The sequence below is a fragment of the Flavobacterium sp. genome, from assembly GCF_031363805.1.
Taxonomy (GTDB): Bacteria; Bacteroidota; Bacteroidia; order Flavobacteriales; family Flavobacteriaceae; genus Flavobacterium.
Map to the genome: position 1 here is coordinate 1 of NZ_JANLVD010000178.1, position 13,205 is coordinate 13,205.

General features: G+C 28.7%; 12 protein-coding genes. 1 reads left to right on the forward strand and 11 read right to left on the reverse strand.

The genetic code is table 11. The features are described from left to right. Nucleotides 1–258: transposase (locus tag RMN92_RS10055; protein ID WP_309609318.1), on the forward strand; the 258-nt coding region annotated here is incomplete at its 5' end. Nucleotides 259–643: 385 nt separating this feature from the next. On the opposite strand, the gene RMN92_RS10060 is transcribed toward RMN92_RS10055, so the two are convergent. The 11 genes from RMN92_RS10060 to RMN92_RS10110 form a co-directional block, all read right to left on the reverse strand. Continuing rightward, nucleotides 644–1,678 (reverse strand): hypothetical protein, encoded by a 1,035-nt coding sequence (locus RMN92_RS10060; RefSeq protein ID WP_309609319.1) that lies wholly within the window; start codon nucleotides 1,676–1,678, stop codon nucleotides 644–646. An 88-nt stretch (nucleotides 1,679–1,766) separates the two neighbouring features. Further along, the gene (locus RMN92_RS10065; RefSeq protein ID WP_309609320.1) at nucleotides 1,767–2,723 is read right to left on the reverse strand and encodes a hypothetical protein; all 957 of its coding nucleotides are present in this window, start codon (nucleotides 2,721–2,723) and stop codon (nucleotides 1,767–1,769) included. Next, a complete protein-coding gene (locus RMN92_RS10070; RefSeq protein ID WP_309609321.1) occupies nucleotides 2,716–4,332 on the reverse strand; it encodes a hypothetical protein in 1,617 nt (538 codons plus the stop codon). The genes RMN92_RS10065 and RMN92_RS10070 overlap by 8 nt, the downstream gene beginning before the upstream one ends. Next, on the reverse strand, nucleotides 4,316–5,209 hold the full coding sequence (locus RMN92_RS10075; RefSeq protein WP_309609322.1) for a hypothetical protein: 894 nt from the start codon (nucleotides 5,207–5,209) through the stop codon (nucleotides 4,316–4,318). Before RMN92_RS10075 ends, RMN92_RS10070 begins: the two co-directional genes overlap by 17 nt. Nucleotides 5,210–5,252: 43 nt before the next feature. Then, nucleotides 5,253–5,912: a hypothetical protein gene (locus RMN92_RS10080; protein WP_309609323.1), complete on the reverse strand. Its 660-nt coding sequence runs from the start codon at nucleotides 5,910–5,912 to the stop codon at nucleotides 5,253–5,255. 30 nt (nucleotides 5,913–5,942) lie between these two features. Further along, nucleotides 5,943–6,554: a hypothetical protein gene (locus tag RMN92_RS10085; RefSeq protein WP_309609324.1), complete on the reverse strand. Its 612-nt coding sequence runs from the start codon at nucleotides 6,552–6,554 to the stop codon at nucleotides 5,943–5,945. After that, nucleotides 6,506–8,044, reverse strand: coding sequence for a hypothetical protein (locus RMN92_RS10090; RefSeq protein WP_309609325.1), 1,539 nt, complete (start codon nucleotides 8,042–8,044; stop codon nucleotides 6,506–6,508). Before RMN92_RS10090 ends, RMN92_RS10085 begins: the two co-directional genes overlap by 49 nt. A gap of 33 nt (nucleotides 8,045–8,077) precedes the next feature. Continuing rightward, complete coding sequence (locus RMN92_RS10095) at nucleotides 8,078–8,542, reverse strand: hypothetical protein (RefSeq protein WP_309609326.1); 465 nt, start codon at nucleotides 8,540–8,542, stop codon at nucleotides 8,078–8,080. A gap of 28 nt (nucleotides 8,543–8,570) precedes the next feature. Further along, the gene (locus RMN92_RS10100; protein WP_309609327.1) at nucleotides 8,571–10,217 is read right to left on the reverse strand and encodes a DUF6402 family protein; all 1,647 of its coding nucleotides are present in this window, start codon (nucleotides 10,215–10,217) and stop codon (nucleotides 8,571–8,573) included. A gap of 31 nt (nucleotides 10,218–10,248) precedes the next feature. Next, on the reverse strand, nucleotides 10,249–12,084 hold the full coding sequence (locus RMN92_RS10105; RefSeq protein WP_309609328.1) for a phage baseplate assembly protein V: 1,836 nt from the start codon (nucleotides 12,082–12,084) through the stop codon (nucleotides 10,249–10,251). 84 nt (nucleotides 12,085–12,168) lie between these two features. Beyond that, entirely contained in the window at nucleotides 12,169–12,612 is a 444-nt protein-coding gene (locus RMN92_RS10110) for a hypothetical protein (protein WP_309609329.1), read from the reverse strand. Between the last annotated feature and the right edge of the window lie 593 nt (nucleotides 12,613–13,205).

The following is a 13,205-nucleotide window of genomic DNA, read 5'->3' on the forward strand; positions in this document are numbered from 1 at the left end:
ATTATTATTAAAAAACAAATGATAAATAGTGTTCACGAAAAAGGATATAGAGCAAATCCATTAACAGATGAGCAAAAATTAAACAACACGGAAAAATCAAGAATAAGAGCTCGAGTAGAACACATTTTTGGTTTTATGGAAAAAAACATGAACCAAATGTATCTACAATGTATTGGATTTAAACGAATAAATACATCAATTGGATTAATGAATTTAACATACAATATGTTTATAAAAATTCAATTACAAACTATTTAGGTCAGAACGTGCAAAAAATCCTGAAATAACTAATAATTAAGCGTCTCAATATCATATAATTATAAATTAAAAAATAAATATGAGTTTTTAAAAACTGAATTTGAAGTCTAAAAAAAAATCACCAAAAATGATTTGTAGTAGAATTTGTAGTTTTTAGAGATTCCCTTTAGTTTAAAATCGGAGACTAAATTACAATTTTATAGGTAATTCACAACATAATGCACCTTTATTGTTGGTTCAAAATTTGGGATTTATAGGCTTAGATACAGTTTTAAAAGCAATTCATAACACATCGGGAAAAACAATACATTTATTGGTGTCAGCAATAATAAGTAAAACACAATTTTTGAAAAAAACATAAAACGATAATATTCTAAAATTTTAATCATTTCAAAAATTTTCTATCTTTAATTTTTCCATTATCAAAAGTTTCAGTATAAATTAATTTACCCTTTTTTCTTGATGATAAAATAGGTTGACCATTTTGGTCATACTTTTGGATGAGTTTAAAAAACTTTGCTTCTCCAATAGCTAAACCATCTTTATAATTTGCTTCCATGTATGTGTAGTAATCAGGATAATCTTTTTTGTCTTTTTGAGATTTAACCCAATTATATAAATATTTATTTTCTTTTATTTCAATCCACTTTCCTTGCCGTTTGTTGTTTTTTACAAAACCTAGTTCCGTATCAGTTTTGAAATTTCCGTTTTTTTCATAATATCTTATAAAATTTCCATTTTCATTAATTTGGTATTTCTCATATCCTGTAAAAGTCACACCCAACTCATCTGATTTAAAACTTTTTTGATGGATGATTTCTTTGGTATCAATAACAAAAAACCTAGAAGCTTGACCTAAATCGCTACCATTAATATATGAAATAAGTAATTTGTCTTTTATAATATTATCCTTTCCAATAGTTAACAAAACATTTTGTGTTTGGTGTTCTACAAACTCACACTTATTGCAATCTATATCTCCCTTAAACATTATAGAAAATAAAGAAAATTTAGTTTTGGATAAAACTTTCAAACTTCTAAATTCGATATTTTTATTAAATTTTTTTACACTATCTGAAATAATAAAATCTGGTTCTAAAAAAATCTTATTTGCAGGATATTGAGTAACAATTGATTTTCTTTTACTATATTCTAAGTCTTGATAAGTAAATGCGTTAAGAATATTGAATACTGAATCAGTATCAACATTTTGTTTGTCTTTTTTTTGTTTTGTCAATCTGCTAATATCCCATTTTTCAGGAAATTTATACAATACATTTTTATCTCCATAAGGAAGCTTTATTGTAGTGCTATTTGCCAGTGATTTAATTATATCACTTTGATTTTGAATTTTTTGGCTATAAATTCTATTACCAAAAATAAATATTATTAGAATTATTATATAAAATAATTTTTTCATAGTTAATGATTTATCAATTGGATAGAATTCGTATTAAAGTCGCCTGAATGCAAATGGTCGTTGTGGTCGCGAACATAAGAATGTGCATTTATTTCACAAACTTTCTTTCTTTTATTTCCCCATTTTCGTAGGTTTCAGTATAAATCAATTTTCCTTTTTTTCTTGATAAAAAAATAGGTTGACCATTTTGGTCACTATCTTGTATGAGTTTGAAAAACTTTACTTCTCCAATTGGTAAACCATCTTTATAGTTTGCTTCCATATAAGTATAGTAATCAATATAGTTTTCCTTGTCTTTTTGAAAATTAACCTCGTTATATAAAGACTTGTTTTCTTTGATTTCAACCCACTTCTCTTGTCGTTTGTTGCTTTTTACAAAACCTAGTTCCTGCTCGGTTTTTACACTTCCGTTTTTATCATAATATCTTATGAATTTTCCTTGAGAATTGATTTTGTATTTAATAATCGGATTCGATTTAAAAGGGTCTTCGGTAAATTCGTAATTTCTAATAGACACTGCATAATTTTTATCTATGTTAAAAAGTTTATAATAGGTAAAGCCCATTTCACCTTGATAACTAAAATATATCCATTTCATATCTACAATCATATCATTTATAATTGAGGCAATATATATTCTATTGCCTAACTTTTTATGAGAAATAAAATGCAATTTTATTCCGTTGAAAAGTAAGTATTTTGAAGATAAATTAAAATCCGCAGTATTGATTTTATCTAATGGTAAATTATCAAAATAGTCTTCTTTAAAAAAAGCAATATTGTTTTTTAAAGAAGATTTAAACTCTAAGTCATCTAATTTTTTTTCAAAAGTGGCGATTGAAGTATCAAAACGTCCATTATCGTTTTTATCAATTAGTACTTTTTTTATAACATCAGCATAACCAAATGGCGGAATTATTTGTTTTATGGAATCTAAATTATTAACTATTTCATTTTTGTTTTGAGCTATATTGATATTTTTTTTCTCTGTTTTGCAACCTAAAGAAATAATAAATAACAATATAATAATTTTATAATTATTCATAAATATCGCGAATTACATTAAAACCGTGTATGTGTAAGTGATTATGATGACGTGGTGTAACTGTATTGATTGAATGTGGCAAAATTACTGGTGTATTATCTGCCCGACTTCTGTTTGAATTGTTTGATTGACTTTCAGACCTTGCATTTAAAAATCCAAAATCATAAAGTATATTTCTTAATATTAATTGATTATCGTAATCATAATTTGCATTAGTTAATAAAGTACTTGCCCCGTCACCTCCAACTGTTAAAAGATTTAAATCTCCAGCTTCGCCATTAACATGTTCGGCACTTGGATAACATGAAGCATCTGAATATGAAAACCCTTGAGAAACAATATAGTGGTTATGACCTTGTTGCCTAAATTGAGCCAATGCACCCAAGAAACCTGCAAATAAATCAGGTCTAATGGATCGTCTTCTTGAATTTACAAATCCGTATCGAATATGTACACCATCTTGTTCAAAATTAAAGGCTTCAAAAGTCTGTGAGCCAACTCCAGCAACTTGAAGAATATCCATATCCACAAGTTCTACAGTATTTTCTCCTTGATTTCCGTACCATTTATCTCCGCCAGTACCTTCGCCTAAAGTTCCATTTTGATATATTTTTAGTCTGTATGCATCAATGCCCTCAGACGCATTACGATTGGGCATATAATCTACAGTTTCTAAAAGCCTTCCTCTTTGAGCCAACCCAATAACAGGAACTCTTCTTTTTTGATTTTGACGACTTATAACTCTTGAACAAATTCTATGCTCATTGTCGTGTTGGTCATAATAAAAATAAATAACCTCAGTTGAGTTTGCATTTAGTATTTTACCAATTCTTCTTCTTCTCTGCGGATTACCAACCATGGCATAAGTATTATAGGCATTGCTACCATGATAAATATTAAATACTTTTCTATTTGTAATTCTAAAACGTCCAAGTGCATCAGTATTTAAAAACACACCTGCTTCTCTTACTTCTTCGGTTGCATCAACACCATAAGCGCATTGCTCATTATCTGTTCTTTCTATAACAACTTCAATATTTGAAACACCATTTGCGGTCGCAATATTTCTAGCCCAAGCATTAAAAATTAACAAGTTTGATGGTCGCAATTGCAACTTAATAATGGCTTTATTGGCGTGGTCTGTTAGATTGGTATAGTGTGCGTGAGAACCAGTTGGATTTTCTGGTGTTATACGATTGTTCAAAGCATCAAAATTGCCTACTACTGCTGTAAGTAGTCTAGTTGATTCATAAACCTGTGTTACTGTATTAAATTTTAATAATGTTAAAGTATCTGTATTTCCTGTTAATGCATTATCGCTTGGTCGTACGACTGCATCAATGGACAATGTTGCCATGTTGGTCGTTTCAATAACTAGATAAACTGTTTTACCAAGTATGGCATCGTAAGGCAAAACTGCTCCTGCATTATCTACTTGTGTATGCAAAGAATCGATTCTTGTAAAAGCTACATTAGCACCATTTTGAGTTACTGTTTTTTTGGCAAAATAAACCATCGTTATTTTTTGCAAACTGTCATCGGGTGTAACTGGTGAATAAGGCGGATTGAGCGTTACGGTTTGTCCTGTGTCATCAATTGTTATCGGCATCGTTTGTTTCTTTTAGTTGGTAGTTTATTGTTTTATTGTAATTTTTTCCGAAAGAAAATTCAATAGTAATATTGGCACTTTTAACCACTCCAAAATCCATATCAAAAATAAAACTTCCTTCGTATTTGTCTAAAATTGGTTTGTCGTTTTCTGCATCAAAAAAAATTTCTTTTTCTTGTAATGATTTTATAAACATATCATTATAAAATGGCTCGTCAAATTTTCCTGTTACTTCAATTTCCAATTCTCTTTTTTCAATTTTAATTCGTCTTACTTTGGCTTGCTCTTCAATATTTACAACCGTATTATCCATAAAATTTAAATACCTGATTTTATTTTTTTTATACGATGTTGGTGTATAACTGCCATAAAATGTATTTAATAATAGTCCGTGTTGTTTATAATTTTTGGTGTCTAAAATTATTCGTTTTTCATTTTTATAAAAATCTCGCAAATATTGGAATGTTTCATTTACTTTATCTCCAACATTGTTTTTTGCCAATTTTTCAATTTTTTCTTCCAGCCGAAGTTGAATTTTATTTAAATTTTGAATTGCTTTTATTTCTGCGTATTCATTTATTTCTATTATTATATTGTCGTTTATATCAGCAATACGTGCAATAAAATCTTTTTCTGTGGTTGATACGTTTCTATTTTTATATTCAAAATCAAATGTTTCTAGCTGAATTTCAAATGAGCCGTATTTTCCTTTTGTAATGGTTGAATGTATGGTTTTGTTTATTTCACTTATTATTTTATTCCCGTTTTCAATAGTCGTTTCAATCATTGAAAAGTCGTAAAAATTTAAATGCTCTTTTAGATTTAGAGAAATTTTAACTTCATTTATTCCATTAAGTGTATTTGTTATGTTGTGCATTAACGATTACTTTTTTAGCTGTTTTGCTAATATAAAAACTATATTAAGATTTATTATTTAAGTTTATTTTAAAAATTTGATTCTCGTTTTTTTCTTCAAAGTATAATGTCAATATATTGTTTTTTACTTCCATTTTACTAAATTGGTTATTTGGAATTACACCAGTCAACTCATATTTAAATGGAACTTTAATTACTTTTTTTGTATCAACATAAAAAACATTTAAATATTTTGCGCTATCTGATAAATAAACTAAAAAGTTATATTTATAATTATGAGGGTTTTCTGATTCAATATCAGTATCAATACAAATTAATTGATTAAATTCTTTGAACTTTTGTCCATTTGATTTATTTATTAATGTATAAACACAAGGTCCATTTGCTGAGCAACCACTTCTAAAAAGCAGTTTATCTTTATATTCTTTAATTAATTGAAAACCAAGTCGATAAACATAGTTATACAAATCAATATTCACTTCATTAATAACTATTTTCTTTCCAATATTGTTTTGCAATGTTAGCCAAATTTTATTACAATTGAATTGCCAATATAATTTAGATTTATTTTTTAATAAAATGGTTTCACACCTTATTGGTGCTTCTTTCATTGCTTCGTTGTCGTTACAAAAACATTGTTTTTGCTGTCCATAACAAAAAATAAATCCTAAGTTTAGCAATGTGATAATAAATAATTTTTTCAAAATCAAATGTTTTTTTAAATTATACAGCTATTATTCCCATTTTATTTTTTGCTTACTCTTTATCAATATCATACATTCCTCCAATAGATATTTACTTGGAAAATAGTAACATTCTTCTTTCTTAAATTTAAACAAATTATCAAAAATTAAAATATCGTTTATAGTTTTTTTCGTTTTATTTAAACATACGTATGACGCAGAAAAAATCTCATCACCATTGCTATATGACGAATTACTCCATGTTGCATTTTTAACAATAGTTAATTTACCTTGAATTACTGATACGTAAATTCTATAAAATGCACCAGTGACAGTACTGTTGAATTGTATAATTTTTGTGTTTTTGCTATAATTTGAAATTACTATCTGATACAATGCATCAAAAAACAATTTGCCTTCTCTTTCTTTAATAGTAAGAGGCAGTTGAAACGTTACTTTTTTATTTAAAATGTTTTTACTAATGAAATAATAGCAACTATCACAGTTTTCTTTAGTTTCTTCTAAGTAATACCCTATTCTTTTATTATTCTCAAAAACGGGTGTTACATATTGTTTTTGAGAAAATAAGTTAAAAGTTATAAAAAATAAAAATATTATTTGTTTATACAATCCGTTTCGTAATTGAAAAATTCTTTTGTCCATTTTGTGTAATTTTGTCTTTCAATCAAATTAGTTTCTCCACCATTAATCAACTTTGTAACGCTTTTAACATTATCATCAGATAATCCTTTATCCATAGCAAGAAGTACTTTTTTCTTCCAAATTACAGAAAACCATCCAGCTGAATTAACTGAGTGAAACAAATCAGAAGATAAAAGTTTCGCAAAAGTTTTAAGGTCTTCATAAAAAGCATTATTTAGACCCATATCATTTGCTTTTGATTGATTTTTTATACATTCTCCAACGCTTTCATCAATATTTCCAGTTACATCTTTTTTTGCATATTTCTCATAAATAGGATACAATTTTGTAAATTTTATATAATCATAGTATGCTAAATAATTATAGTCGTGAGTAATTTGCTTCATACCTCTTCCTTGAAAAGAAACACCTCCTTTATAATTATCAGGAACAGTTGATCTACTTTCGTAAGTTTTACTAAAATTAATCGTTTCTAAGCATATTTGTCCAACAAAATGAATCTTTCTTTTGCAAGTATTAATCTCATATTTTTTGAACATAGTGTTAAATTCATCAGTAAATAGTTTTATTTTATCTTTATTCGATGAATCTGTCATTTTACCGCTTGAAATTCCTATTGATGATATTAGTTCTGTACCTTCATCAAAAAAATGTTCTCTTTTTGTTTTTACATTTCCTTTATCTCTTAAATTATAAATAATCGAAATCATTTCATCTACTTTTATATCTCTATTACAATAACAAGGTGTTCCCAAAACCTCAAATCTATTCCCTTCTGCATTTTGAAATTCTGTATTTTGATATACGAAATTAATATCAGATATGGTATCTGTTACATCGGCTTTTAAATAAAGAAATGCGTTTTTGTCTTTTCGTTTATTAAACTTATCAATAAGCTTCTTGAACTCTTCTTTGCTTTTGGGTTTAAGTGTTATTTCCTGTTCATATTGATGACCTGGTTGAAATGATTTTATATCGAATTCAATTTTGGTTTTTTCTTCTTCGCCAATTAAAAATTTAACTGGATTGTCATAAACAGATTCTGCATTGGTCAATTTGTTTTCAAAAATTTCGATAGTCAATTTTGCTTTGTCGCCACTGCATTTTGCTACAATAAATAGTTTTTTCCCAACTTTTATTTTATTAATTTTTGGGTAGTCATACTCCAACTTGCCGTTTTCGTCTTTTGCATGAACTTTCTCTTCCCAATTTACCGTTACAGATTCTCCTTTTTTAACCACTGTTTTAGGGTCGCTGGGTGTAGAAGTAACGTTTAACTTTTTTTTGTCTTTTTTAAAAGGTGCTAAAATGGCTTTAACTGTTGTGTTTTTTGTTGTTTTGACAACTTCTGATTTTGGTTCGTTTTTATATACTTTAACTTGCTCAGCAAAATATATATCAAACACCTCAACCAAGTGGTCAACCTGATGTGGCATATCATATACCTTTTGATTGGGGTTTGCATCAAAGGACTTTTCTTTTTCTGCCATTTTTATTTTATTGTTTAGTTTTTTGTTTGTAAATTAATTTAAAATATTATCATATTCAATTTTTTTAACTCTTCTAATAACAAAGAAAGAAAATATAAGTACTATTATATTAAATGGAAAAGCACATCCAATAAGAAAAATACCCCAAGTTAAACCGTAAAACATGTCTTGTATCAATTTCTGAAATAATAAACTGAATTCAGGAAAATATCCCGCTTTCATATCAAAATATGACCATAATGCACCTGAAAATATTGTTGAAATAAGTATCCAAATACTATAAAAAAGCATGTAAAATAAATATGGTTTTACTTTAAAAAACCTAAATAATAATCTTTTAAATAGTACAAAATTTAAAAATAATATTATTGCAAATAAACTAATAAAATAAAACGGATAAGTCCAATGATAGGCTGATGCATCAATTGGAGAACCTATTGGGTGATGATTAAAAAAAGTAAATATCCAATATACAAAACATGTAAATAGATAGAACATAATACTATAATTTAGGATTAAATTATTATCAATCCAATTCTTTAATTTGTGCATCAAAAACATGTTTTACGTTACTAAATTTTATATCAGAATAGAGGTTAAAATCCATTCCTTTACCATAATCAGCTCTCCATGCCCTGTAACTGGCATTATTAATTTTATATTCACCTGCTAATTCTAGTCCTAAAAGATTTATCCTTACAGCGTTTTTATTTGGTGACCAATCTCCAAGATACTCATCTTGAGTTATAAAATCAAAACTATCTTTAACATAAACACCTATTTTATTGATTTCAACTGAATAGGTTGAAGATTTTATAGAATTTCCAAAAGGCATTTTAAATTCTTTTACAATTCTAGTTATTTTCCCCAAAGCTATAACTCTGAATTGACAACTAGCTAAAGTACCAAAAACATCATCCAAAGGCTCCATAGAAAATACATTTCTGCTGATATTGTATTTTACACTTTGGTGATAGTATCTTTCAAAGAAGGGCATTAACTCTGTTTCTTTTTTGTTATTTAATTTTGGTTGTTCAATATTAGGTGCTGAACGAATGCTATCGTCTACTATACCAAAATTAACAGATTGATTTGCAATAGTTGGAAGTATTAATAATTTATGAGCAGACATTTCTTTGATTCTTTTCTTTAATAGAATAATTGCATTATCACTTTTCCATTTGTCTTTTATAATTTCATTATATAATTTTTTCATTCTGTCAAATCCCAGAATCCAATCCATAGATAAAAGCTTTATTTTTGGATTAACCGCCCATGGTTTTTCATTAGATTCTCCATTAAACCAAATATCTTGAAGCATTTTGGCTTTTTCCCAACCAAGTTTACCTTCTACAATTGGAACAAATTGAACTACATGAATTTTTAAATAATCCGTACTAACTTTCGGTAATTTGTAGGTATCATTTTCTAAAACTATTTTAACGTAAAGATTAAGTATTGAATCACCTCCTTTATTAAATAATTCTCCTGTTAATGGAATGCTCAGTGTGCTTTTTTCCGAACTAACTGTGAATGACTTTTCAATTATGAAATCATCTGAAATCGAATCTTGGTCATAAATGGATACTTTAATTTTTTTTCCAACTGCTTTATCATTGGTATTTAGTAGAAGTCTTAAATTATTATCGCCATAAGGCATTAACGTAACTTTTTTACTGCTTTTGTTGACCCAATAGCCATCTATAATAATTGGAGTTTCAATTTTTTTACTTTCAATACTCGCCACTTTCGGAATTGGTTTTGCAACTGCGCTATTGAAAATTGGGTCGCAAGTAATACAAGATTCTTTAACCAATACTTTTTGGTTTTGCATATAACCAGTTCCTAGTTTTTGCCATGGTGTTAATTTTATAACACTCATACAAGGTGGTGGAGACATATTTTGAGCAGGCCATTTCGGATGATTGCATTTACCTTTAAATTGCAAATTAATCATATTATTACCATCGCCCTCTGTGGCAATTAGCTTGTCTTGTAATAAAATTTCGTTTGATGTAATTTTTAATTCTCCAAGTCCATCGGCAAATTCGCATTTCAGTTTTGCGCCATGCATCACCAATTCCCTTTTTTCAGAAGGAGAATCTTCGGAATCTTTCTTTTTTCGCTCTTCTCTTTTTTGAGCTAGTTTTGCTTTGCGTTGTTCGGCTGTCATAACTTTTCTTTTTTTTAATATTTATGAAAAATTATCCTTTGCTTACTTTTACATCTTTACCACCCTGAATTACAGTAAGGGTTGTACCTCGCAATTTTAAATCGCCTTTGGATGTTTGAATGTCTGAATCGCCCGCCATTTGCTTATAACTATTTCCTACGTTGTCTGTTTTATTGTTTTTTACTGTAACATTTTTATTATCTGAATTTTGAATATAGTTTTTGGCTATGGTTTCAGTTTTATTGCCACCTATAGATATGTCTTCATTAGCACCAATTCTAGTGGTCATATTTTCTCCAACGCTAATGTTTAAGTTTTTACCAACTGTTATACTCATATCATTTGGTACATTCAATTTGGTATTTCCTTTACCGTCCATAAGCCAAGTATTCCCGCTCGGGTCTTCGATAAAAACACTACCAATAGCATCATTCATTATTATTTTAGTTCCTGAACGGCTTTGTATTATTTTAAGGTCGTTTCCTGCTGTGTGAAATCCAGAAGTTTCATTTCCGTTATACATAGCTCCCAGTACAAAGGGCTTTTCTGCATTGCCGCCCTCAAAACCCACCAAAACTTCCTCGCCAATTTCAGGTATAAAATGCATACCCTTACCACCACCAGCGTGGGGATTTGTCATTCTTATCCAAGGGGTTTTTTCGTTATATTGTTTCTGCCAAGCCAGTTGAACTTGCACTCTGCCCAATCCTTTTGAGTCGTTATTGTCTATGACTTTGGCAGGTTGGGTGTCAGAATTTGGTATTTGATGTACATTGCCATAAGGCGGAGATAAAACGGTGTCAGGTACTGCTTCAAAACTATTGGTATATCTACCTGAAATATCGCAAGTATGTATAATATCAGTTACAATGTAGCTACCAAAATTCTGCTCTTTTACACCATCTGATACATTACCAGTAGGTGAAAATGAAGATTCTGTGATAATAAGCACGTCACCAATACGAATACCCGTTTCGTCGCTTTCACCTTTGGCAACTATTAAATTTGCGGTTTGGGATTGTAATTGTGTTGTAGCTCTGTTAATTAAATGATTTCTTGACATACCTTCCATCATGGGGTTGCTGTACAAACTGGTAGGTCTGTCAGGATACATTTTTTTAGAAGCATCATAAACAGATTTTGAATATCCTTTAGGTTGATGGTTAATTTCAGAAGTGTCGGCTCTTTCTATTTGCCCACTACTGGCATCATATCCTAAATACTCAAAGCCTAAAGGTTTTACTTGCATACCAATACTTAATTTATGCAAGCTACGTCCATACTCTAACTCTATATCTTTAGACTTTGGTCGTCCAAAAAAAGTTTGTTGACCATTGTAATAGAACCATTCTCCTTTTTTTCGTGCCATTCTGTTTAAGAAAGCATAATCACTTTCGCCATATTGTACAGTATATGACATGGCAGTATCATTATAAAAATCTATATTTGGCTTATTAATTTCTGATTGGGGGTATGATTCAGATATTTCTCGAATAATATCACTAAAGGATTTATTGCTAAATGATTTGGCGTTTGGTCTACCGTCCATGACGATACTGGGGCTAAAACCTTCTATTAAAATCATTCCTGCCGAACCTTCCATTCTAATCATATCAGTTCGAGTAACAATTCCATAAAAAACCAAAGATGAATCGGTTTTCATATTATTCGGCTCTATAGTAATTCTAATAGGTAACCCCATGTAGCTCTGGGCTTTATCCATTGCTTCCGCCACAAACTCCTTACTAAAAATCCTTGTTAATGAAAATGTATGATGGTCATTTGCTTTTTGATGTATTTTTAAATCTGAAAAGCTAGAAAGTATCTCACTTGAAATTTCGATTTTAATTTGAGTTCCTATCGCCATAGTTTTGTCTTTTATTAGTTTATTTTGTACAAATGTAATTTTTAAATCATTTACCAACAAAGATTTAAAGTATTATTTATAGAATTAATTATTACTTATTTTTGGAAACTCAAGCAAACTGTATTCTAATGATTTTTGATGCTTCACATCTGCAATGATGGACTGTTCCCATGCTTCGCTAATTTGATTTGGCAAAGAAAATTTTGAAAAATATTGTATTGCCATAATCAAAATTTGTTTTTGGCTTGTTGCAGTAACGTTGAATACACCATTTAAAAGTGGTTCGTTTAATTTTGGGATTTCGCAGGAAACATTATCGATACAAATTTTAGTATGGTTGGGTGAAAGCCAATAATTATTATTTTCATCTTTGAAAATAAGAAATTCTTCATCATTTTCAATATAAGCCCTAAAAAAAACACAATTGTGCTTGTCAATAAGTGTTTGCTGTTCTTTTTGATTGACAATTAGAATTTTTGCTTCATAGGAATCGTATAATAATTCCTTTAGAATTGGAGATATTTTCATCTATGTTTTTTGAATATAAAGGTACAAATAGTCGGAATAAGGATTTTACGGTTTTCCAGCATATTTTGTTAAACTTTTAAATATCTGGTAATCAGTAGTTTTAAAAATAAATCGCCTTGTTTTTTAAAAATAAAGTGTAGTTTTGTCAATAAAAGTAGTCTAAATGTAATGCTTTAAATTCAACTGTAGACTGCTTCCAAAAGTTTAGGCAAATTTATAATTAATTTTGAATTTTAATAAAAAAAGTTATTTTTGTTGAAATTGTAAATGGATATAGGGGATATACTCATTCAATAACGTTAGTTTTATTTTTATTTTGAGCAAGAAACCGAGGTAAAACTTGGTTTCTTTTGTTTTACTGCGATAAAAACACCTCGTTTTGCAAAGTAACTGCATGATTGTTTTAAAACTTTTCAATGATTGATAATTTAGAGTTAGAAATTAATCTTTGAAGTACATTATTTTAGATAGAAAATCACTACTAAACGACTAATATTTTTCACAACAAAGGGCTACTTTTCACAGTAAGCCCTTTTTTTCATACTTTGTAGTTTGCAAAAAACAAAAGTAATGAGTTCCAAAGATATTGAAAA